Source organism: uncultured Bradyrhizobium sp. (assembly GCF_936928535.1).
Classification (GTDB): domain Bacteria; phylum Pseudomonadota; class Alphaproteobacteria; order Rhizobiales; family Xanthobacteraceae; genus Bradyrhizobium.
Window position 1 is genome coordinate 73,709 of sequence record NZ_CAKZHY010000099.1, and the last position, 22,306, is coordinate 96,014.

Consider the following 22,306-nt stretch of genomic DNA (forward strand, 5'->3'; position numbering starts at 1 on the left):
CTAAGATTGTGGCCTCGCACTCCGCCCTCATCCTGAGGGCCCGCCGCAGGCGGGCGTCTCGAAGGATGGCTGCAGGCGAGCTACCCACCGCCACCCATTTCCCAATCGCACGAATTTCGTCATCGCACGATTTTGCGCGTTCGCACGATCATCTGCGTCGCTCGACGATGCGGATGACGAAAATGCGTCAAAACATGACGCTTATCATATCAATTAGCCTAAAACCGCAGCAACAATCGCCGCACAAATTCGTGAACGTCATGGCCTGACGCGTCGCTCGTGCAGATATGCATTGCTGCGAATTTGGAAGCTTCATCGTGTCGTATCGTTATGATTATGGTCGCGCGCAAATTTCGCCGACCCGATCGCCGCACGCGATCCGGCGAGCAAGGGGATCCATATGGCAACAACTCTCACCATCAACGGCGAAACCAAATCGTTCGACGCGCCGGCTGACATGCCGCTGCTGTGCGTGCTGCGCGACATCCTCGGAATGACCGGCACCAAGTTCGGCTGCGGCATCGCGCAATGCGGCGCCTGCACGGTGCATGTCGACGGCAAGGCAGTGCGCTCCTGCGTGCTGCCGATCAGCACCGTCGCGAACCGCGCCATCACCACCATCGAGCATGTCGGCAGCACGCCTGCAGGCGCGAAGGTGCAGAAGGCGTGGCTGGATGCCGAAGTGATCCAGTGCGGTTATTGCCAGTCCGGCCAGATCATGTCGGCCGCGGCGCTGCTGGCGGCAACGCCGAACCCTGACGATGCCGACATCGATGCGGCGATGGCCGGCAACATCTGCCGCTGCGGCACCTATGTGCGCATCCGCGAGGCCATCAAGCTCGCCGCCTCCGGCCGTCAGTCGTGAGATCAGCCATGAATGCACACAACAACGTTTCCCGCCGTAGGCTTCTGACCGGGAGCCTCGCCGCCGGCTTCCTGCTCGCCTTCCATCTGCCGCTGCGCGCCGCGCCGAACGAACCGGTGCAGAGGGATGTGACCGACGGCAAGTTCGCGCCCAACGCCTTCATCCGCATCGACGAGACCGGCCGCACCGTGCTGATGATGCCCCAGGTCGAGATGGGCCAGGGCACTTACACCTCGATCTCGGCCGTGATCGCCGAAGAGCTCGACGCCGACTGGAGCAAGGTCGAGGTGCAGCACGCGCCGCCCAACGACAAGCTCTACGCCAACCCGACCTTCGGCCTGCAGGTCACAGGCAATTCCAACTCGATCCGCGCCTGGTGGACGCCGCTGCGCAAGGCCGGCGCCACGGCGCGCGCGATGCTGGTGCAGGCCGCCGCCAGCCAATGGGGCGTCGAGCCTGCAAGCTGCACGGCCTCGAAGGGCGAAGTCACCCATCCCGCAAGCGGCCGCAAGCTCGGCTATGGCGAATTGGCGATGGCCGCGCAAGGCCAGACGCCGCCCAAGGACGTCGCGATCAAGGACCCCAAGGATTTTGTCCTGATCGGCCAGCCGCTAAAGCGGCTCGATACACCTGATAAGGTCAACGGCAAGGCGCTCTACGGCATCGACGCGATCTTGCCCGATATGAAGATTGCAGTGATTGCCAATTGCCCAGTGTTCGGCGGCAAGGTCGGCAAGGTCGACGACAGCGCGGCGATGAAAATCGCCGGCGTGCGCAAGGTCGTCGTGCTCGATGACGCCGTCGCTGTGATCGGCGATCACATGTGGGCGGCGAAGAAAGGTCTCGAAGCGCTCGAGATCGAATGGAACGAAGGCCCGAACGCTAGGATCAGCAGCAAGGACGTCTGGGACGATTTGCGCAAGGCCAGCGAGAAGGACGGTGCAGTCGCGAAATCCACCGGCGACATCGCCAAGGCGCTCGCGTCCGGTGACAAGTTCGAGGCGGCTTACGAGCTGCCGTTCCTGGCGCATGCCTCGATGGAGCCTGTTAACGCCACCGTGCGGATCACGAAGGACTCCTGCGAGATCTGGACCGGCACGCAGATCATGACGCGCGTGCAGTCGGAGGCGGCAAAGGCTGCCGGCGTTTCCGTCGACAAGGTGATCGTCAACCAGCATCTGCTCGGCGGCGGCTTTGGCCGCAAGCTCGAGCCTGACATGGTGGTCGCCGCGGTCAGAATCGCAAAGCAGGTCGACTATCCCGTCAAGGTGATCTGGACCCGCGAGGAAGACATCCAGCACGACGTCTACCGCCCTGTCTATCGCGACCAGATCACGGCCTCGCTGGTCGACGGCAAGGTCGCCGCCTGGAAGTACAAGGTCGCGGGTTCTGCGATCCTGGCGCGCTGGCTGCCGCCGGCGTTCCAGAAGGGCATCGACATCGACGCGATCGATGCGGCCGTGGACGCGCCCTACGACTTCGCCAATTTCCACGTCGAATATGTCCGCGCCGAACCGCTGTCGATACCGACCGGCTTCTGGCGCGGCGTCGGCCCGAACAACAACGTGTTCGCGGTCGAATGCGCCATGGACGAGCTCGCGCGCAAGGCCGGCAAGGATCCGATCGAATTCCGCCGGTCCATGCTGACCAAGAACCCGCGCATGCTCGCGGTGCTCAACCAGGTCGCGGAGAAATCCGGCTGGGGCCAGCCATTGCCGCCGCGCGTCGGTCGCGGCGTCTGCGTGCAGCCGTCATTCGCGAGCTTCATCGCAACCGTGGTGGAAGCGGAGATCGACGATTTCGGCGAGATCGCGCTTCGCCGCGTCACCTCGGTGGTCGACACCGGCATCGCGGTGAACCCCGACACGGTGAAGGCGCAGATCGAGGGCGGATTGATCTTCGGTCTCACTGCCGCGCTCTATGGCGAGATCACCATCGACAAGGGCCGCGTTCAGCAATCGAACTTTCACGACTACCGCATGATGCGCATCAACGAGACCCCGAAGATCGAGGTCACCGTCGTCAAGAGCGGCGAAGCGCCCGGCGGCATCGGCGAGGCCGGCGTCAATGCCGGACCGCCGGCGTTGCGCAACGCAATCTACGCAGCATCTGGCGTGGCACTGCGGCGTCTACCGATCGATCGGAAACTGCTGGCTGCGGGGAAGAAAGCATGAGCAGGACAATGCGTATCCTTGCTGGCATCGTCGTGATCGCCATCGTCGCGGTGGTTGCAGGCGTCTTCATCATCCGCGGCCCCGGTCCGCTGGATTTCGCCGGCGGCACCAAGGTGGCGCTCGCGGATTACCGCGCCGGCAAGCCCACCGGCGTGCCGGCCAAGCTCGAGAAGGCCAGCCTTGTCGAGCGCGGCGAATATCTCGCCAAGGCCGCCGACTGCATGGTCTGCCACACCAAGCCCGGAGAGACGGAGTATTCCGGCGGGCTCGCTTTCAAGCTGCCGTTCGGCACGCTGTATTCCACCAACATCACGCCGGACAAGGACACCGGCATCGGCAATTACAGCGACCAGGATTTTCTCAACGCGGTCCAGCGCGGCAAGCGGCATGACGGCGCCCGGCTCTATCCGGCGATGCCCTACACGTCCTACACCTATATGAGCGACGAGGACGTGCTGGCAGTGAAAGCCTATCTGTTCAGCCTGCCGGCGGTGCGCGCCACCGCGCCCGACAACACGCTGTCGTTCCCGTTCAACCAGCGCTGGGCCATGATCTTCTGGTCGGCGGTGTTCAATCCCGACACGCGCTTTGCGCCTGATACGTCGAAGAGCCCGGAATGGAATCGCGGCGCGTATCTAGCCGAAGCGCTAGCGCATTGCGGCGAGTGCCACACGCCGCGCAATCTCGGCTTCGCGCTGGACAACCGCAAGAAGTTCGCCGGTGCCATCACCGCGGGCTGGCACGCCTTCAATATCTCTTCGGACAAGGCCACCGGCCTCGGCAATTGGAGCGATGCCGATCTGATCTCGTATCTCTCGCTCGGTCACGCGCCGGGTCACGGCTCGGCCTCGGGCCCGATGGGTGAAGCGGTCGACCACAGCTTCAGCCAGTTCGCGCCTGAAGACATCAAGAGCATCGTTGCTTATTTGCGCAGCGTGCCGCCGGTGTCCTCGCCTGACCTCCTCGCCACCACGGCGCCGGTCGCGCCCGCCTCGCACAAGGACGGCGTGACGGCAGACGCGCGCGGCAAGAAAGTGTTCGCCAGCGCCTGCGCCAGCTGTCATGGCTGGAGCGGCGAGAGCCCGGTGTCGCCGATGGCGACGCTCACCGGCACCTGGGCCGTCAACGACCCCGCCGCCACCAACGTCGCGCAGATCGTGATCTCAGGCACCAAACGCCACACGCCCGACGGTGCGCTGTCGATGCCCTCGTTCGGCAATGCGTATACGGACGACGAGATCGCGGCGGTGGCGAATTACGTCACGGCAAGGTTCGGTGCGAAGGGCTCGAAGCTGACGGCGAAGGATGTGGCGCAGCTACGGGAGCAGACGGCGGAGTAGCTATCGCGGCGACGAACGCTGCACCCTCTCCCCTTGTGGGAGAGGGTGGCTTCGCGGAACGCGAAGCCGGGTGAGGGGTTCTCTCCACGAGTCCCATTCTCGATTGAGTGCGCGGAGAGAACCCCTCATCCGGCGCTTCGCGCCACCTTCTCCCACAAGGGGAGAAGGGGCAGCGGCGATTGCCGCGCCGCTCAATCAGCCGGAGATTGATGCACGATCGCCGTCAATCTCCGCTGTCGTCCCGGACGAGCGCGCCCAAAGCGCGCGTTGATCCGGGACCCATACGCCGCAGCAACAACTGCTGCTGCGGCGTATGGGTCCCGGCCTTCGCCGGGACGACACTTAGTGTGTGGCGCCGCTGCTCAGTCTCGTAGGGTGGGCAAAGCGAAGCGTGCCCACCACCTCTAACGATCCAGAAAGATCGTGGGCACGGCGCAAGTGCGCCTTTGCCCACCCTACGACACCGAGGGTGACGCCAAGAGCTACTAACTCAACCAGAACTTCGGCGTCGCCGGCTCCAGCCTACCCCCCACACGCACTGGCGCAATCTTCAGCGCGAGCCCTGTAGCATCATCCGTCTCGACCGCAACACCGCTGAGCGTCGCCGCCCCCGCGGCCGGCTCGAACCGGCCCGACGGAATCCCCGACGTGAAACGCCGCAGCGGCTCTTCCTTCTGCATGCCGATGATGGAGTCGTAGTCGCCGGTCATGCCGGCGTCGGTCATGTAGGCGGTGCCGCCTGAGAGGATCTGGTGATCGGCGGTCGGCACATGGGTGTGCGTGCCGACGACGAGGCTGGCGCGGCCGTCGCAGAAGAAGCCGACGCCCTGCTTCTCGCTTGAAGCCTCGCAATGGAAGTCGACGACGATGGCATCGGCGGCAACGCCGAGCGGACAGGCCCCGAGCTCGCGCTCGAGCGCGGCAAAGGGATCGTCGAACGGGGTCATGAAGACGCGCCCGAGCGCATTGACCACGAGCGCGTGCTTGCCGTTCTTGGTCTCGACCAGGGCGGCGCCGCGGCCGGGCGTGCCGCGCGGATAGTTCGCAGGCCGCACCAGGCGGTCGGCGCGCTCGATGAACACGAGGGCTTCGCGCTGGTCCCAGGAGTGATTGCCTAATGTCACCGCATCGGCGCCGGCCTCGAGAAACTCCTGATAGATCGTTTCGGTGATGCCGAAGCCGCCGGCCGAGTTCTCGCCGTTGACGACGACGAAATCGAGCGACCAGTCCTTGACCATGCCGGGCAGATATTCGGCGACGGCATCGCGCCCGCTGCGGCCGACGACATCACCCACGAAGAGAATGCGCAACTTCAGAACTCCGGAAATCGAAAACGTCCGATTCCGTTAGCACATAATCCAGCGCCACGTCGTGGGCCAATGCGGGAACCGCCTTGATCTCCTGCGCTGCGAAAGCGAGCCCAATGCCGACGATGTTCTTGGCCTTTCGCAAGTGAGCGAAGGTGAAATCGTAATGCCCCGCACCATAGCCGATGCGATGGCCGAGACGGTCGAAGGCCGCGAGCGGCGTCAGCATGACATCGGGGATGACCTCGGCGGCCGCGGGCGAGGGCTCGGGAATGCCGAGCGGGCCGAGCATCAGGCGGTCGTTCGGATGGAAGATGCGGAAGATCAGCGACTGGCCGCGTGCGGTGACGCAGGGCAGCGCCAGCCTAGCGCCCTCTTCGGCGAGCTTTTTCATGAGCGGCATCGGATCGATCTCGCTGCGGATCGGCGAATAGCCGGAGACGATGCTGCCCGGGAGCAGGTTGAACGGCAGCCCCCGCTTGGCAAGTTTTGCGGCGGCGGCGGCGCGCTTCTTCTCGCTCAACGCGTCGCGCGCCGCGAGAGCCTTGGCGCGGAGTTCAGATTTTGTGTTGGTCATGCGCTTGGGTCCCCACGTCATCACCCGCGGATGCGGGTGATCCAGTATTCCAGAGGCGGTGGTGATTCACACAAGGGCCGCGGCGTACTGGATTCCCCGCTCCAGTGCGCAATTGCGCACAAGGCGGGGAATGACACCTGTTGAACTGGCCGCAGTTTCGACAAGCACAAACCAAGCAAACAAAAGTGCGAAGCCGCGGACGCCGTTGAAGCACTCGATCCCGGAGTTCCCTACGAAAGTAGGTGGGCACCATATGTCCGGGCCCACGGGCCCGGCCAGGGACAGTTCCCTAAAGGATCGATAAGGCCCCGGGGATATATGGCTCCTGACGCGCGTCGCAGCTTCGCCCGGGCAATGTAACAACGATGCTGACGAATCGCCAGTGGCGCGAAGCCCGCGCTTTGCGACGCGGATGCTGCCACCCTCCCCTGGAGGGGGAGGGTCGATCGCGCGTAGCGCGAGCGGGGGGGGGTGATCTTTCCACACGGGCACTGTTGGAGGTGGAGAGACCGTCGCTCCGCTGCATGCGTAGCGACCCTCCCCCTCCAGGGGAGGGTGGGCGCTACCCGATCGCAATCCCATTCCCGACGGTCCGGTTCAGGACCTGGGTCGACTTCTCGATGCGCTCGGCGGCGGAGTTCAGGGCGTTGACCACGGCGGTCTGGGTCAGCCGGGCGCGCTCGACGGCGGCGTTGCGGAAATCCCGGAGTTCGACCAGCTCCTGCTCCATGGTGCGGATGCGGTTGCCGGCGTCGACCAGCTCGTCGCAGACGGTCAGCGCCGCCATCACGGTGAGGCGCGCATCGCCGATCTCGCCGAACTTTCCGCGCAGCGACTGAATCCGCGTCTCCAGGCTTTCGGCAAGCTTGAGCAGCCGTACCTCCTGGCCCTCCTCGCAGGCCATGCGGTATTGCCTTGCGTTGATGGTGACGTTGATGTGGCTCATCCGTCCTCTCCGGTATCGAGCACCGAGCGTATCGTGACGATCGCGGAATCCAGCCGATCGGAGATATCGCGGTTGACGCGTTCGAGCTTGCGCGCCTTCACCAGCGCGCCGTCGAGCTCGTCGGCGAGCCGCGAGCGGTCTGCACCGAGCGCCTGGATTCGCGTCGCCAGCTCGTTCTCGTCACGATCGGCATCGCGCCGCCGCTCCACCGCGCTTTCAAGCGCGTCGAGCGCCGCCGTGAGTCTGCGGGTCGCGATCTCGATCTCGACGGCGGAGGACTCCGTCATGGCAGAGCTTTTGGATACGCGATCGTTCATGCAGTCAGCGGCGGAACCTGTGGGCCTTGCCCGTGGCCTTTACCTCAGGGGCTCGCCGTCCGGCAAAAGACTCGGTTCGGCAAGCGGTTAGAAGCAGAAATTTACGTGGCAAGCTAGCCGAGCGCAACGCCGCCGCGAAACTATGCACCGATAAGCAGCTTTTCGCGCCGTCGCGCGTTTGATGACCTTGGACTCCCGGAACCGAGGTGCTATCCCAGCCCCGACCTTCAGCGGCCGAAAGGCTCCTTCCCGCGCGGGCGAACTGCCGCCAAGCGCCTCATTTCAGACGGATTTCAGACATGACGCAGGTCGACCACAACCGCATGGCCAACGCGATCCGCGGCCTCTCGATGGACGCCGTCGAGAAGGCGAAGTCGGGCCATCCCGGCCTGCCGATGGGCGCTGCCGACATGGCCACGGTGCTGTTCACACAATTCCTGAAATTCGACATCGCCGCCACCGACTGGCCCGACCGCGACCGCTTCGTGCTGTCGGCCGGCCACGGCTCGATGCTGCTCTATTCGCTGCTGTATCTCACCGGCAGCTCCGAGATGACGATCGACCAGCTCAAGAATTTCCGACAGCTCGGATCCCTGACGCCCGGACATCCTGAACACGGCCACACCAAGGGCATCGAGACCACCACCGGCCCGCTCGGCCAGGGCATCTCGACCGCGGTCGGCATGGCGCTCGCCGAGAAGATGCTCGCCGCCGAGTTCGGCAAGAAGATCGTCGACCACCACACCTATGTGCTCGCCTCCGACGGCGACCTGATGGAAGGCGTGTCGCAGGAAGCGATCGCGATGGCCGGCCACTGGAAGCTCAACAAGCTGATCGTGCTCTATGACGACAACGGCATCTCGATCGACGGCCCGACCTCGATCTCCGACTCGGTCGACCAGGTGAAGCGCTTCAAGTCGGCAGGCTGGGCCGCCGAGAAGATCGACGGCCACGACCAGGCTGCGATCGCAGCGGCAATCACTCGCGCGCAGAAATCCAACAAGCCGACGCTGATCGCTTGCCGCACCACCATCGGCTTCGGCGCGCCACACAAGGCCGGCACCAACAAGGTCCATGGCGAGGCGCTCGGCGCCGACGAGCTCAAGGCCGCCAAGGAAAATCTCGGCATCTCGCTCGAGCCGTTCTCGGTGCCCGATGACGTACTGAAGGCCTGGCGCGCCGCTGGTTCGCGCGGCGCTGCGGCCCGGCAGGAATGGGAAGCGCGCCTCGGCGAGCTCGGCAGCCGCAAACGCGCCGAGTTCGAGCGCCGGCTCCGTCACGAGCGGCCGCCTGCGCTTGCAAAGGCGTTCAAAGCCTACAAGAAGGAGCTGCTGGAAAAGCCAATGAATGCGGCGACCCGCAAGTCGTCGGAAGCGGTGATCGAGGTGATCGCCGGCGCGATGCCGATGGAATTCCTCGCAGGCTCGGCCGACCTCACCGGCTCCAACAACAACAAGGCGAAGTCGGCGACGGCGTTCTCCGCCAAGACGCCGAAGGGCCGCTTCATCCATTACGGCATCCGTGAGCACGGCATGGCGGCTGCGATGAACGGCATCTTCCTGCACGGCGGCTTCGCGCCGAACGGCGCGACCTTCCTGGTGTTCACCGACTACGCGCGGCCGGCGATGCGCCTCGCCGCGCTGATGGGCACCGGCGTCGTCTACGTGATGACGCATGATTCCATCGGCCTTGGCGAAGACGGCCCGACCCATCAGCCGGTCGAGCATCTCTCGGCGCTCAGAGCCATTCCGAACATGCGCGTGTTCCGTCCCTGCGACGCGATGGAAGTTGCCGAGTGCTGGGAGCTTGCGCTGAACCGCATCGATGGTCCGACCGTTCTGGCACTGACGCGCCAGAACTTGCCGCAGCTCCGCACCACTGCGCGGAACGACAACCCGTGCGAGCACGGCGCCTACGAGCTGGTCCCGGCGCAAGGGGAAGCCAAGGCGACGCTGTTCGCCTCCGGTTCCGAAGTCGAGATGGCCGTGGCTGCCCAGAAGCAGCTCGCCGAACGTGGCATTCCGACGCGGGTGGTGTCGGTGCCCTCGCTCGAGCTCTTGCTAGCGCAACCAAAGGAACGCCGCGATGCGATCATCGGTAACGCACCGGTGAAGGTCGCGATCGAGGCTGCGGTGCGCTGGGGCTGGGACGCCGTGATCGGCCAGGATGGCGAATTCGTGGGCATGCATTCCTTCGGCGCCAGCGCGCCTCTGAACAAGATCTTTCAGCACTTCGGTATTACCGCCGAGGCCGCGGTTAACGCCGTTCTGAAGCGCGTTTCCTGAGAGTTGAGCTTGCCAAAAAAAAGGACTACGTAAGGTCTCATATGATCAAGCACCGCCCGGCTGAACCGGGCGTCCGCCTCTAAAAAACCCTCGCAGGCGCGCCAAGCGCGTTGTGCGGGATGATGGGGTCATTGAACAGCCGTCACTGAACGGTCATAAGGAGACGAAACATGGCAGTCCGCGTTGGAATTAACGGTTTTGGTCGCATCGGCCGCAACGTCCTGCGGGCTATCGCCGAGTCCGGTCGCAAGGACATCGAGGTCGTCGGCATCAACGATCTCGGCCCGGTCGAAACCAATGCCCATCTCCTCCGTTACGACAGCGTCCATGGCCGCTTCCCCGGCACCGTGACCGTCGATGGCGACTCGATCAACCTCGGCGGCGGCAAGATCAAGGTGACCGCCGAGCGCGATCCCTCGAAGCTGCCCTGGAAGGATCTCGGCGTCGACATCGCGCTGGAATGCACCGGCATCTTCACCGCGAAGGACAAGGCCAGCGCGCATCTGACCGCCGGCGCCAAGCGCGTGCTGGTCTCCGCGCCCGCCGACGGTGCCGACGCCACCATCGTCTTCGGCGTCAACCATGAGACGCTGACCAGGGATCACCTGGTCGTCTCCAACGGTTCCTGCACCACCAACTGCCTCGCGCCCGTCGCCAAGGTGCTGAACGATCTCGTCGGCATCGAGACCGGATTCATGACCACGATCCACGCCTATACCGGCGACCAGCCGACGCTGGACACGCTGCACAAGGATCTCTATCGCGGCCGCGCGGCTGCGATGTCGATGATCCCGACCTCGACCGGCGCGGCCAAGGCGATCGGCCTCGTGCTGCCCGAGCTGAAGGGCAAGCTCGACGGCGTCGCGATCCGCGTGCCGACCCCGAACGTCTCGGTCGTCGACCTCAAGATCGTCGCCAAGCGCGCTACCGACGTCAAGGAAATCAACGCGGCGATGAAGCGCGCGAGCGAGCAGCAGCTCAAGGGCGTGCTCGGCTACACCAGCGCGCCGAACGTCTCGATCGACTTCAACCACGACCCGCACTCCTCGACCTTCCACGAGGACCAGACCAAGGTGCAGAACGGCACGCTGGTGCGCGTGATGTCCTGGTACGACAACGAGTGGGGTTTCTCGAACCGCATGGCCGACACGGCCGTGGCGATGAGCAAGGTGATCTAAGAATCGGGTGCATTCCAGTTGCACCGTCATTCCGGGATGGTCCGAAGGACCATACCCGGAATCTCGAGATTCCGGGTTCGCTGCGCGCCCCGGAATGACCTCCTAGAGGCCCGGGACAAGAGAACGAAGAGATGACCAACAAATTCCGCACTCTCGACGACGTCGACGTGAAGGGCAAGCGCGTGCTGCTGCGCGTCGATCTCAACGTTCCCATGGACAATGGCCGCGTCACCGACGCGACCCGGCTCGAGCGCGTCGCGCCGACCATCAATGAAATCGCGGACAAGGGTGGCAAGGTCATCCTGCTCGCGCATTTCGGCCGGCCGAAGGGCCGCGACCCCAAGGAGTCGCTCAAGCCCGTCGCCGAAGCGCTGTCGAAGGTCGTGAACAGGCCAGTCGCTTTCGCCGACGATTGCATCGGCGAGCCCGCGGCGAAAGCTGTTGCGGCGTTGAAGGATGGCGACATCCTGTGTCTGGAGAACACCCGCTTCCACAAAGAGGAAGAGAAGAACGATCCGGCCTTCGTCGCGGAGCTGGCAAAGCTCGGCGACATCTGGGTCAGCGACGCCTTCTCGGCGGCGCACCGCGCCCACGCCTCGACCGAAGGCCTCGGCCACAAGCTGCCGGCCTATGCCGGCCGCACCATGCAGGCCGAGCTCGTTGCGCTGGAGAAGGCGCTGGGCTCGCCGACCAAGCCCGTCATCGCCATCATCGGCGGCGCAAAGGTCTCGACCAAGATCGACCTGTTGGAGAACCTCGTCACCAAGGTCGACGCGCTGGTGATCGGCGGCGGCATGGCCAACACCTTCCTGCATGCCCAGGGCGTCGGCGTCGGCAAGTCGCTGGCCGAGAAGGATCTCGCAGCCACCGCGCTGCGCATCATGGAAAAGGCGGAAGCCGCCAACTGCGCGATCATCCTCCCCGTGGACGCCACAGTCGCCTATCATTTCGCGGCCAATGCGCCGTCGCACGCCTACGGCCTCGATGCGATCCCGGCCGACGGCATGATCCTGGACGTCGGTCCGCAGTCGATCGCGCGCGTCCACGCCGCGATCGACGACGCGGCGACGCTGGTCTGGAACGGACCGCTCGGCGCCTTCGAGATGCAGCCGTTCGACCGCGGCACCGTCGCCGCCGCCAAGCACGCGGCCGAGCGCACCAAGGCCAAGAAGCTGGTCTCGATCGCGGGCGGCGGCGATACCGTCGCGGCCCTCAACCAGGCCCATGTGGCCGATCAGTTCACCTATGTCTCGACCGCCGGCGGCGCGTTTCTTGAATGGATGGAGGGCAAGCCGCTGCCCGGCGTCGAAGTGCTGCGCACCAAGTAATTCAAACAGCAGGAAACAAGCGGCCTTCAAGGCCCAAACGGAGAGAGAAACAGATGGCTCGGATCACGTTGCGTCAATTGCTCGACCATGCGGCTGAGAACGATTACGGCGTACCGGCCTTCAACATCAACAACATGGAACAGGCACTGGCGATCATGGACGCGGCCAACCAGGTCGACGCGCCCGTCATCATCCAGGCTTCGCGCGGCGCGCGCTCCTACGCCAACGACGTCATGCTCAAGCACATGATGGACGCGGTGACCGAGATCTACCCGCACATTCCGGTCTGCGTGCATCTCGACCACGGCAACGAGGCCGCGACCTGCATGACCGCGATCCAGGCCGGCTTCACCTCGGTCATGATGGACGGCTCGCTCAAGGCCGACGGCAAGACCCCCGGCGACTGGACCTACAATGTCGGCGTCACCAAGACCGTGACCGACATGGCCCATCTCGGCGGCATCTCGGTCGAGGGCGAGCTCGGCGTGCTCGGCTCGCTCGAGACAGGCATGGGCGACAAGGAAGACGGCCACGGCGCCGAAGGCAAACTGAGCCATGACCAGCTGCTGACCAATCCGGACGAGGCCGTGAAATTCGTGCAGGAGACCAAGGTCGACGCGCTCGCGATCGCGATGGGCACCTCGCATGGCGCCTACAAATTCACCCGCAAGCCGGACGGCGACATCCTCGCCATGAACGTGATCGAGGAGATCCACCGCAAGCTGCCGAACACGCATCTGGTGATGCACGGCTCCTCCTCGGTGCCGCAGGACCTGCAGGACATCATCAACGCCTATGGCGGCAAGATGAAGCCGACCTGGGGCGTGCCTGTTAGCGAGATCCAGCGCGGCATCAAGCACGGCGTGCGCAAGATCAACATCGACACCGACAACCGCATGGCCATGACCGGCCAGATCCGGAAAGTGCTCAAGGACAATCCGGAAGAGTTCGATCCGCGCAAGTACCTGAAGCCGGCCATGGAAGCCATGACCAAGCTGTGCAAGCAGCGGCTCCAGGAGTTCAACACCGCCGGCCAGGCGTCGAAGTTCAAGAAGATCCTGACCCCCGCCGACATGGCCAAGCGCTACGCCAAGGGCGAGCTGGACCCCCGCGTCGCGTGAGCGATCGCCGCGTCGCGTGAGCGAACGCGCAGGTGGCGTGATGTATCCCTCCCTCTCCCCGTTCTTACGGGGAGAGGGTCGGGGTGAGGGGCCCTCTCCGCGAGTTGCGCCCTATCGATAGACCTGTCCCCCCTCACCCGGATCGCGCCGGACGATGCTTCGCATCGCCGGGGGCGATCCGACCTCTCCCCGCAGGCGGGAGAGGTGAACATGACCTCCCCCTCCCCTGCGACCAACGTTAACTCGGCAATTGCCCGAGAACGGTCTATTTTCACAGGCAAGGGCAGAATCGTTTTGGGAGGACCTCTCGATGAATCTGACTGAGCTCAACAGGATCGCGACCGCCATGGTCGCCTCGGGCAAGGGCATCCTTGCCGCCGACGAATCCTCCGGCACCATCAAGAAGCGGTTTGACGCGATTGGCGTGGAATCCACCGAAACCAACCGCCGCGACTATCGCGAGATGCTTTTCCGGTCGAAGGAGGCGATGAGCCAGTACATCTCCGGCGTGATCCTCTATGACGAGACGATCTGGCAGGATGCCAAGGACGGCACGCCGCTGGTGAAGCTGATCGAGCAGAGCGGCGCCATTCCGGGCATCAAGGTCGACGAGGGCACGCAGGCCCTGCCGATGTGCCCGGGTGAAACCGTCACGGTCGGGCTGGACAAGCTCGCCGAGCGCCTGAAGAAATATTACGAGCGCGGCGCGCGCTTCGCCAAATGGCGTGCGGTGATCGATATCGCCGGCGGTATCCCCTCGATGACCGCGATCAGCGTCAACGCGCACGCGCTTGCCCGCTACGCCGCACTGTGCCAGGCCGCGCAGATCGTGCCGATCGTCGAGCCTGAGGTGCTGATGGACGGCGATCACGACATCGACCGCTGCTATGAGGTGACGAGCCGCGTGCTCAACAAGACGTTCCAGGAATTGAACGTGCAGCGCGTCGCGCTCGAGGGCATGGTGCTGAAGCCGAACATGGCGATCTCAGGCAAGAAATGCGCAAAGCAGGCCTCCGTCGAGGAGGTCGCGGAGAAGACGATCCGTCTCTTGAAGGCTTGCGTGCCCGCGGCGGTCCCCGGCATCGCCTTCCTCTCCGGCGGCCAGTCGGATGAGGAGGCAACCGCGCATCTCAATGCCATGCACAAGCACGGGTCCCTGCCCTGGGGCCTGACCTTCTCCTACGGCCGCGCGCTGCAGGCCGCGCCGCAGAAAGCCTGGTCGGGCAAGGCAGAGAATGTTACGGCCGGGCAGAATGCATTCAGTCATCGCGCCCGCATGAACGGCCTCGCCTCCAAGGGCGAATGGCAAAGCAGCCTGGAAAAGAAGGCAGCCTAGATCTTGTCGAACAAATCGCCTCCGCCCCGCCCGGCGCCGCGCCTTTATCTCGCGACGCTAGAGGTCGATGATCCCGCCGCGCTCCTTGGCGAGTTGCCTGATCTGCTCGCAACCGTCGATGTCGCAGCGGTGCTGGTGCGGCTGAAGGAGACCGACCAGCGCACCATGATCTCGCGGATCAAGGCGCTGGCGCCGGTCGTGCAGAAGGCCGGCGCGGCCCTGCTCGTCGACGGCCATGCCGAGTTGGTTGCGCGCGGCGGCGCCGATGGGGCCCACCTCCCCGGCATCGCCGCGTTGAAAGAAGCGCTGCCATCGCTCAAGCCCGATCGCATCGCCGGTGTTGCCGGGCTGACGACGCGGCACCATTCCATGGAAGCTGGCGAGATGGGCGCGGATTACGTGCTGTTCGGCGAGCCCGATGCGAAAGGCCAGCGGCCCTCGGCCGAGGCAATCGCCGAGCGGCTGGACTGGTGGGCCGAGCTGTTCGAGCCGCCCTGTGTCGGCTTCGCCACCTCGATCGAGGAGGCCTATGATTTCGCCGCTAGCGGCGCCGATTTCGTGCTGGTCGGCGATTTCATCTGGGCCGACCCGCGCGGACCCAAGGCCGCGCTTGTTGAGGCCGACGCCGCGATCAAGAAGGCCTTCACTGCGGCTACCGTGGGCCAGGGCTAGCAGGCGACATGACGCTTTCGCGCATCCCCCTTCTGGCCACGCTGCTGCTGGCGGCGTCACTTCCTGCAACGCCTGCGGCCGCGCAGCTCCAGATCACGCCGCCGGCGACGATCCCGAGCCCTGACAGGCAGAAGGCCAAGGAGCCGCCCAAGGAAAAACCAAAGGTCGCTCCGCACACGATCACCAAGAAGGAGACGGCGCCGAAGCCGTCGGCCTCGCCGAGCCCGACGCTGCCGGCAACCGTGATACCGGCGCCGGCTCCCGACAATCCGAACGTCGATTTGGTGTTCGGCGCCTATCAGCGCGGCCAGTACAAGACCGCCTTCGACCTCGCCACCGCGCGCGCCCAAAACGGCGACGCCAAGGCCATGACCATGCTGGGCGAGCTCTATTCCAACGCCATGGGCATCAGGCGCGACTACGCCAAGGCGGTTGAATGGTACAAGCGCGCCTCCGATGCCGGCGACCGCGAGGCGATGTTCGCGCTCGCCATGCTGCGCATCGCCGGGCGTGGTGGCCCGGTCGACAAGGGCGAGGCGGTCAAGCTGATGGCCTCCGCCGCCAAGCTCGGCGAGCCCAAGGCGGCCTATAACCTTGCTTTGCTTTATCTGGACGGACAGACCCTGCCGCAGGACGTCAAGCGTTCCGCCGAGTTGTTGCGTCAGGCGGCCGATGCCGGCCTGCCCGAGGCGCAATACGCGCTTGCGACCTTCTACAAGGAAGGCACCGGCGTGCCGAAGGACCTCGAACGGTCGGTGCGGCTGCTCCAGGCGGCTTCGCTCGCCGACAATGTCGATGCCGAGGTCGAATATGCCATTGCCCTGTTCAACGGCACCGGCACGCCCCAGAACCAGCCCGCAGCCGTCGCGTTGCTGCGCAAGGCCGCCCGCCAGGGCAGCGCGATCGCGCAGAACCGCCTCGCCTGGGTCCTGATCAACGGCATGGGCACATCCGTGGACAAGATCGAGGGGTTCAAATGGCATCTGGTGGCCAAAACATCGGGCAAGGGCGATCCGGAGCTCGATAAGCAGCTCTCCGACCTGCCCGCCGACGACCGCGCCAAGGCGGAGGCCGCCGCCAAGAAATGGCTCGGGCAGAAATGACCTGGCGCCAAATGACCCGCAAGCGACCTGCAAATGACTTGAATCACTTGACCTTTGGCCCCTCGCGGGGCACCCAATCCCCTCAAATGGCGCCCTTCGCGCCCCTCCCCCGATCAAGACCAGAGCTCATGCTGTATTCCGCCACTATCAACGTCATGGTCAAAGCCGCGCGCCGCGCCGGCCGCAGCCTCAAGCGCGATCTCGGCGAGATCGAGCATCTCCAGGTCTCGCTGAAGGGGCCGGCCAATTTCGTCTCGCTCGCCGACAAGCGCGCGGAAGAGATCCTCTATCAGGACCTCGCCAAGGCCCGCCCCGGCTACGGCTTCATCGGCGAGGAAGGCGGCATGCGCGAAGGCTCCGACAAGAGCCACACCTGGATCGTCGATCCGCTCGACGGCACCACCAACTTCCTGCACGGCATCCCGCAATTCGCGATCTCGATCGGGCTTGCCCGCGAAGGCACCGTGATCGCCGGCGTGATCTACAACCCCGCCAATGACGAGCTCTACATCGCCGAGCGCGGCAAGGGCGCCTTCCTCAACGACCAGCGCCTGCGCGTCGCCGGCCGCCGCCAGCTCAACGAATGCGTGGTGGCCTGCGGCCTGCCCCATATCGGCCGCGGCGACCACGAGGAATTCCGCCGCGAGATGACCGCGATCCAGGACCGCGTCGCAGGCCTCCGCCGCTTCGGCGCCGCCTCCCTCGACCTCGCCTTCGTTGCCGCCGGCCGCCTCGACGGCTATTGGGAGCGCAATCTGCAATCCTGGGACATCGCCGCCGGCATGCTGATGGTGCGCGAAGCCGGCGGCACGGTGAGCGACATCAACACCCCGGGCGATGCGCTGGTCACGGGCGACGTCGTGTGCGGCAATGAGTACGTGCACGGGGAGCTGGTGAGGATCTTGCGGAAGTAGGCTTAACCTCTCCCCGCCCTTATGCGGTAGGGCCATCGCATATGGGAACGGTTTTCCTGCGGCGCATCCTTCGAGACGCCCGCCGTTGGCGGGCCCTCAGGATGAGGGCTGAGTGTGCGGTAGCTGTTTTAGCGGGCGCCGATGCCGTTTAGCCTCATCCTGAGGAGACCGCGGAGCGGTCGTCTCGAAGGACGAGGCGTGCGCGCAGGTCGCTCAATAAGCTCATATGCGATAGCCCCGCATGCCGATCGCGCGGGCCGAGCCTTCTAGTCACATCGAACCGAGGCCGTGGAGACAGCCCCTCACCCCACCCTCTCCCCGTAAGAACGGGGCGAGGGAGTGAGACGTCGTGCGCCCCTTACCGAAACCGATCTTCGCTGCGGCTCGACGCAAAGCGGTTACGAGTCGTCATCGTCCAACTCCTCCTCGCGATATTCGCCGCCGAGGGTCAGGCCCTCGATCGACGTGGCGCCTTTCGCCTTCACGACGCGGCGAAGCGGGACCGAGCTCTCGCTTCGCAATGCCTCCATCAGCTGCTCCGAATGGGTGACGATCCAGATGTCGGCGCGCTGCGACGCCTTGGCGATCAGCCGGGCCAATGGTGCCAGCAACGATGGATGCAGGCTGGCCTCGGGTTCGTTCAACGCGATGAACGGCGGCAGTCGATAGCCCATGAACACCGCGAGCAGGCAAATGTATTTCAGCGTCCCGTCGGACAGTTCGTGCGCCCTAAACGGCCGCGGCATGTCCTCGAGCTGCAGATCGAATTCGCACAATCCGCCAGCTTCCCATGCGCGGAGCTCGGCGCCCGGGAATGCGTCCTGGATTGCGTCCTGCAGGTCGGTGGCGTCTTGCCTGATCGTATAGAGTGTCGCCAGGGCCGCGGCCAGATCGCTTCCGTCGGCACTGAGCGAGGGCGTCGTGATCGCGAGGCAAGGCTTTCGTATCGGTGACGCCGGATCGGTGCGAAAATCGTGATAGAAGCGCCAGCCCAGCATCGCGTTTCTGATCAGATCGATCTCGGGGCATTGCTTGCCGTCGTAAAATCCCGCAAGCGCCGTCTCGGACGGCAGCACCGCATCCTTGTGGCTGCTCCATGTGCCTCCGTCGTCACGGACGCTGACGAGCGAATTTTTCCGCTCCATGAGGCGAACCGTTCGCTTGCCCTGCGTCGCCTCGATGCTTTCTTCCTTGATCATCGGCTCGCCCGCAAACGCAGCCGCAAGCGGGCTGGGAAATCCGATCTCGATGGAATATCTCAGGCGATCGAATGTGGCCGACAACCGCAGTCGTCCATCTTCGCCGCGTTTGCGAATGCCGGACCAGCAGACCGAATTCAATCCGCCTTCGTCGGCGATCCCGCGCGTGATCCGCCCCGTTGCGGCGTCGCGCAACAGTGACAATGACTTGTAGAGATTGGATTTGCCGACCCCGTTCTCGCCGATGAATACCGACAAGGGGTGAATTGGGATCGAGAGCCGCCGGATGGAGCGATAGTTCGAGATCGCAATGTCGGTCAGACGCATCACATGCTCACAATCGGCAGGCTGTGCGTCCTCGCGCCGGGAAGCGAATGCACGCCATTCAATCCAGAGATGTAGTCTGGATTGACCGACCCGGGAAGGCAAGCACTCCGCTCGTCATTCCCGGGCGCGCCTGTTGGCGCGAGCCCGGAATACAGTGTGCGTTACGGCCTCACCGGCGCAGGCGGGCCATACGCCTCGCCTTGCTTCGCGGCCTTCGGCTCCCTGTCCCCGGCCAGCACGCGCTGCACCGAGACGAAGAACACCGGCACCATCAACAGCGCCAGGATCACCACCGCGATCATGCCGCCCATCACGACGCTGCCGAGCGCCTGCTGGCTGGCGCCGCCGGCACCGTGGGCGATGGCCATCGGCAGCACGCCGCAGATGAAGGCGAGACCGGTCATCAAGATCGGGCGGAAGCGCAGGCGGCAGGCCTCGATGGTCGCTTCGACCAGCGGCCTGCCTTCCTTTCGCAGATCCTTGGCGAACTCGATGATCAGGATCGCGTCCTTGGCGGCAAGGCCGATGATGGTGATCAGGCCGACGGTGAAATAGACGTCGTTGGGCAGGCCGCGCAACATCGCCGCGACCACGGCGCCGACGATGCCGAGCGGCACGGTGAGCAGCACCGCGAGCGGAATGGTCCAGCTTTCGTAGAGCGCGGCCAGACACAGGAACACCACGAACACCGAGAGCGCCAGCAGGAACGGCGCCTGCGAGCCCGACAGCTTTTCCTGGAGCGACTGACCGGTCCATTCATAGCCAAAGCCGCGCGGCAGTTTTCCGGCGAGCTTCTCCATCTCGGCGATGGCATCGCCCGAGGTAAAGCCGGGTTTTGCCTCACCCGAGATGCGCACCGCCGGATAATAGTTGAAGCCGGCGATCTGGGTCGGGCCGCGCGACCATTCGACCGTCGCGAAGGACGAGAACGGCACCAGCTGGCCGCGGCTGTTCTTGACGTTGTAGTTGAGGATGTCTTCGGCCTTCATGCGATCGCGGCTGTCGGCCTGAACCACGACGCGCTGCATGCGGCCGCGGTTCGGGAAGTCGTTGATGTAGTTCGAGCCGAGATTGGTCGAGATGGTGTTGTTGATGTCCTCGAAGGTGACGCCGAAGGCGCCGGCCTTCTCGCGGTCGATCACGAGATTGACGACGCCCGCCTCGGGCAGACCCTCGACATAGACCTTCTGCAGCACGGGGCTGGCATTAGCCTCGGCGATCAGCTGGTCCGCGGCGCGCATCAGGGCCGGATAGCCCTTCTGGCCACGGTCCTGCAGGCGGAACGAGAAGCCCGAGGAATTGCCGAGATTGTCGATCGGCGGCGGCTGCAACGCCGAGATCTTGGCGTCGCGGATCGATGCCCCGAGATCGCGGTTGATGTCATTGACAACAGCCGCAGCCGATTCCTTCGGTCTACGCTCCGACCAGTCCTTCAGGGTGATGAAGGCCTGTGCGGTGTTCATGCCCTGGCCGGAGAAGCTGAAGCCGGTCAGGAACGTGACGTTGTCGACACCCGGCCGCTGCGCCAGATATTTTTCCACCTTCTCGATCACGGCCTCGGTGCGGCCGTAGGAGGAGTCGGACGGCGTCTGCACGTCGGTCGTGACAAAGCCCTGGTCGTCGACGGGCAGGAAGCCGCCGGGCAGGTTGACGAAGGCCCAGGACAGGCCTGCCAGCAACGTGACATAGATCAGCATCAGGCGGCCGGTGCGCTTGAGCGAGAAGCCGACGGTACGCGAATAGCCCTGCTTGCCGCCTTCGAGCATGCGGTTGAACCAGCCGAACACACCCCTCTTGGCATGACCGTGGCCGGCTGCGACGGGCTTGAGCAGGGTCGCGCACAGCGCCGGCGTCAGCGACAGCGCGAGGAAGGCGGAGAAGCCGATCGCCGCAACCATCGTCACCGAGAACTGGCGATAGATGATGCCGACCGAACCCGGGAAGAACGCCATCGGCACGAACACAGCCATCAGCACCAGCGTGATGCCGATGATGGCGCCTGATATCTGCGACATCGCCTTCCGCGTCGCTTCCTTCGGCGGCAGGCCCTCCTCGGTCATGATGCGCTCGACATTCTCGACCACGACGATGGCGTCGTCGACCAGGATGCCGACCGCCAGCACCATGCCGAACATGCTGAGCATGTTGATGGAGTAGCCGGCGAGCAGCAGCGTGGTGCAGGCGCCCAGGAGCGCCACCGGCACGACGATGGTCGGGATGATGGTGTAGCGGATGTTCTGGAGAAACAGGAACATCACCACGAACACCAGCACTACGGCCTCGACCAGGGTCGACAGCACCTTCTTGATCGAGGCCTCGACCACGGGCGTGATGTTGTAGGGGATCTCATAGCTGATGTTGGCCGGGAAGAAGCGCGAAAGCTCCTTCATCTTTTCCTCGACCGCGCCCGCGGTCGCCAGCGCATTGCCGGTCGGCGACATCAGCACCGACAGACCGGCGGTCGGCTTGCCGTTGAGGCGCGTGTTGAACTGATAGCTGAGGCCGCCGACCTCGATGCGCGCGACGTCGCGCAGCCGCACGGTCGAGCCGTCGGCATTGGCGCGCAGGATGATGGCGCCGAATTCGTCCGGCGAGGAGAGCTGGCCCTTGACCAGCACCAGCGCGGAGGTGCGCTGGCTATCGGTCGACGGCTCGGCGCCGATGCTGCCCGAGGCGACCTGGGCATTTTGAGCCGCGATCGCCTTGTTGACGTCGTCGGCGGTCAGTCCATAGCCGACCAGCTTTGCGGGATCGACCCAGACGCGAAGGCTGCGCTCGGTCGAATAGAGCGTGGCGCGGCCGACGCCGGGAATGCGCCTGATCTCGCCGAGCACGTTGCGGATCATGAAGTCGCCAAGGCCGACCTCATCCAGGCTGCCGTCGGTCGAGCTCAGCGTGATGATCTGCAGCACCGCGCTGGAGGCCTCCTCGACCAGAATGCCCTGCTGCATCACCGCGCGCGGCAGCCGCGCCTCGACGCGCTTGATGCGGTTCTGCACCTCGACCGAGGCGTCGTTGGTGTCGGTGCCCGGCTGGAAATTGGCTGTAATCTCGACTTGGCCGAGCGAGTCGCTGGTCGATTCGAAATTGAGGATGCCGGAGGCGCCGTTGAGCTCCTCCTCGATCAGCCGCGTGACGCTGTTGTAGAGGTTTTCCGGCGACGCGCCCGGATAGCTCGTCGAGATCGAGATCGAGGGCGGCGCGATGATCGGATATTGCGCGATAGGCAGCAGCGGGATCGAGATCGCGCCGATCAGACAGATGAACAGCGCGACGACCCAGGCGAAGATCGGCCTGTCGATGAAGAAGCTCGGCAT

The 22,306-nt window shown here is 64.8% G+C and carries 17 protein-coding genes and 1 other RNA gene; 11 read left to right on the forward strand and 7 right to left on the reverse strand.

The window, feature by feature from the left end; translation table 11 throughout:
• Positions 1 to 400 precede the first annotated feature (400 nt).
• Genes Q0687_RS21435 through Q0687_RS21445 form a run of 3 tightly spaced genes read left to right on the forward strand, consistent with a single transcriptional unit; the run spans position 401 to position 4,379 of the window.
• The gene (locus tag Q0687_RS21435) at positions 401 to 865 is read left to right on the forward strand and encodes a (2Fe-2S)-binding protein (protein WP_298880909.1); all 465 of its coding nucleotides are present in this window, start codon (positions 401 to 403) and stop codon (positions 863 to 865) included.
• Positions 866 to 873: 8 nt separating this feature from the next.
• Entirely contained in the window at positions 874 to 3,039 is a 2,166-nt protein-coding gene (locus Q0687_RS21440; RefSeq protein WP_298880912.1) for a molybdopterin cofactor-binding domain-containing protein, read from the forward strand.
• On the forward strand, positions 3,036 to 4,379 hold the full coding sequence (locus Q0687_RS21445; protein ID WP_298880915.1) for a cytochrome c: 1,344 nt from the start codon (positions 3,036 to 3,038) through the stop codon (positions 4,377 to 4,379). The genes Q0687_RS21440 and Q0687_RS21445 overlap by 4 nt, the downstream gene beginning before the upstream one ends.
• Before the next feature lie 485 nt (positions 4,380 to 4,864).
• Here Q0687_RS21445 and Q0687_RS21450 read toward each other — a convergent pair whose 3' ends face one another.
• The 5 genes from Q0687_RS21450 to Q0687_RS21470 all read right to left on the reverse strand — a co-directional run bounded on the left by Q0687_RS21450 (position 4,865) and on the right by Q0687_RS21470 (position 7,496).
• Positions 4,865 to 5,689 (reverse strand): TIGR00282 family metallophosphoesterase, encoded by an 825-nt coding sequence (locus Q0687_RS21450; RefSeq protein WP_298880918.1) that lies wholly within the window; start codon positions 5,687 to 5,689, stop codon positions 4,865 to 4,867.
• Complete coding sequence (locus tag Q0687_RS21455; RefSeq protein ID WP_298880920.1) at positions 5,667 to 6,263, reverse strand: 5-formyltetrahydrofolate cyclo-ligase; 597 nt, start codon at positions 6,261 to 6,263, stop codon at positions 5,667 to 5,669. The genes Q0687_RS21450 and Q0687_RS21455 overlap by 23 nt, the downstream gene beginning before the upstream one ends.
• Before the next feature lie 186 nt (positions 6,264 to 6,449).
• Positions 6,450 to 6,610: non-coding RNA, 6S RNA (ssrS, locus tag Q0687_RS21460), on the reverse strand.
• Positions 6,611 to 6,825: 215 nt separating this feature from the next.
• Entirely contained in the window at positions 6,826 to 7,209 is a 384-nt protein-coding gene (locus tag Q0687_RS21465) for a cell division protein ZapA (RefSeq protein ID WP_128949809.1), read from the reverse strand.
• On the reverse strand, positions 7,206 to 7,496 hold the full coding sequence (locus Q0687_RS21470) for a DUF4164 domain-containing protein (RefSeq protein ID WP_298880927.1): 291 nt from the start codon (positions 7,494 to 7,496) through the stop codon (positions 7,206 to 7,208). The genes Q0687_RS21465 and Q0687_RS21470 overlap by 4 nt, the downstream gene beginning before the upstream one ends.
• Before the next feature lie 329 nt (positions 7,497 to 7,825).
• Here Q0687_RS21470 and tkt point away from each other — a divergent pair, with 329 nt between their 5' ends.
• The 8 genes from tkt to Q0687_RS21510 all read left to right on the forward strand — a co-directional run bounded on the left by tkt (position 7,826) and on the right by Q0687_RS21510 (position 17,463).
• A complete protein-coding gene (gene tkt / locus Q0687_RS21475; RefSeq protein WP_298880929.1) occupies positions 7,826 to 9,811 on the forward strand; it encodes a transketolase in 1,986 nt (661 codons plus the stop codon).
• A gap of 170 nt (positions 9,812 to 9,981) precedes the next feature.
• A complete protein-coding gene (gene gap, locus Q0687_RS21480; RefSeq protein ID WP_298880931.1) occupies positions 9,982 to 10,989 on the forward strand; it encodes a type I glyceraldehyde-3-phosphate dehydrogenase in 1,008 nt (335 codons plus the stop codon).
• A 131-nt stretch (positions 10,990 to 11,120) separates the two neighbouring features.
• Positions 11,121 to 12,317: a phosphoglycerate kinase gene (locus Q0687_RS21485; protein ID WP_298880933.1), complete on the forward strand. Its 1,197-nt coding sequence runs from the start codon at positions 11,121 to 11,123 to the stop codon at positions 12,315 to 12,317.
• A 53-nt stretch (positions 12,318 to 12,370) separates the two neighbouring features.
• Positions 12,371 to 13,438, forward strand: coding sequence for a class II fructose-bisphosphate aldolase (fba, locus tag Q0687_RS21490; RefSeq protein WP_298880936.1), 1,068 nt, complete (start codon positions 12,371 to 12,373; stop codon positions 13,436 to 13,438).
• A gap of 310 nt (positions 13,439 to 13,748) precedes the next feature.
• On the forward strand, positions 13,749 to 14,774 hold the full coding sequence (locus Q0687_RS21495; protein ID WP_298880939.1) for a class I fructose-bisphosphate aldolase: 1,026 nt from the start codon (positions 13,749 to 13,751) through the stop codon (positions 14,772 to 14,774).
• A 3-nt stretch (positions 14,775 to 14,777) separates the two neighbouring features.
• Positions 14,778 to 15,446, forward strand: coding sequence for a thiamine phosphate synthase (locus Q0687_RS21500; RefSeq protein WP_298880942.1), 669 nt, complete (start codon positions 14,778 to 14,780; stop codon positions 15,444 to 15,446).
• 8 nt (positions 15,447 to 15,454) lie between these two features.
• Complete coding sequence (locus Q0687_RS21505) at positions 15,455 to 16,549, forward strand: HcpA family protein (RefSeq protein ID WP_298880945.1); 1,095 nt, start codon at positions 15,455 to 15,457, stop codon at positions 16,547 to 16,549.
• A 128-nt stretch (positions 16,550 to 16,677) separates the two neighbouring features.
• Complete coding sequence (locus Q0687_RS21510) at positions 16,678 to 17,463, forward strand: inositol monophosphatase family protein (protein WP_298880947.1); 786 nt, start codon at positions 16,678 to 16,680, stop codon at positions 17,461 to 17,463.
• 398 nt (positions 17,464 to 17,861) lie between these two features.
• Here the strand turns inward: Q0687_RS21510 and Q0687_RS21515 are convergent, their stop codons facing one another.
• Positions 17,862 to 18,989, reverse strand: a complete 1,128-nt coding sequence (locus tag Q0687_RS21515; RefSeq protein ID WP_298880949.1) for an AAA family ATPase — start codon at positions 18,987 to 18,989, stop codon at positions 17,862 to 17,864.
• Positions 18,990 to 19,150: 161 nt separating this feature from the next.
• A complete protein-coding gene (locus Q0687_RS21520) occupies positions 19,151 to 22,306 on the reverse strand; it encodes a multidrug efflux RND transporter permease subunit (RefSeq protein ID WP_298880950.1) in 3,156 nt (1,051 codons plus the stop codon).

Bases quoted from the DNA above. Each gene is read 5' to 3' on its own strand.
- Q0687_RS21495 (WP_298880939.1), top strand. From the start codon at position 13,749: ATGAATCTGACTGAGCTCAACAGGATCGCGACCGCCATGGTCGCCTCG.
- Q0687_RS21455 (WP_298880920.1), bottom strand. From the start codon at position 6,263: ATGACCAACACAAAATCTGAACTCCGCGCCAAGGCTCTCGCGGCGCGC.
- tkt (WP_298880929.1), top strand. From the start codon at position 7,826: ATGACGCAGGTCGACCACAACCGCATGGCCAACGCGATCCGCGGCCTC.
- Q0687_RS21505 (WP_298880945.1), top strand. From the start codon at position 15,455: ATGACGCTTTCGCGCATCCCCCTTCTGGCCACGCTGCTGCTGGCGGCG.
- Q0687_RS21440 (WP_298880912.1), top strand. From the start codon at position 874: ATGAATGCACACAACAACGTTTCCCGCCGTAGGCTTCTGACCGGGAGC.
- Q0687_RS21485 (WP_298880933.1), top strand. From the start codon at position 11,121: ATGACCAACAAATTCCGCACTCTCGACGACGTCGACGTGAAGGGCAAG.
- Q0687_RS21435 (WP_298880909.1), top strand. From the start codon at position 401: ATGGCAACAACTCTCACCATCAACGGCGAAACCAAATCGTTCGACGCG.
- Q0687_RS21520 (WP_298880950.1), bottom strand. From the start codon at position 22,306: ATGCCGAGCTTCTTCATCGACAGGCCGATCTTCGCCTGGGTCGTCGCG.
- Q0687_RS21510 (WP_298880947.1), top strand. From the start codon at position 16,678: ATGCTGTATTCCGCCACTATCAACGTCATGGTCAAAGCCGCGCGCCGC.
- Q0687_RS21445 (WP_298880915.1), top strand. From the start codon at position 3,036: ATGAGCAGGACAATGCGTATCCTTGCTGGCATCGTCGTGATCGCCATC.
- Q0687_RS21470 (WP_298880927.1), bottom strand. From the start codon at position 7,496: ATGACGGAGTCCTCCGCCGTCGAGATCGAGATCGCGACCCGCAGACTC.
- Q0687_RS21515 (WP_298880949.1), bottom strand. From the start codon at position 18,989: ATGCGTCTGACCGACATTGCGATCTCGAACTATCGCTCCATCCGGCGG.
- fba (WP_298880936.1), top strand. From the start codon at position 12,371: ATGGCTCGGATCACGTTGCGTCAATTGCTCGACCATGCGGCTGAGAAC.
- gap (WP_298880931.1), top strand. From the start codon at position 9,982: ATGGCAGTCCGCGTTGGAATTAACGGTTTTGGTCGCATCGGCCGCAAC.
- Q0687_RS21465 (WP_128949809.1), bottom strand. From the start codon at position 7,209: ATGAGCCACATCAACGTCACCATCAACGCAAGGCAATACCGCATGGCC.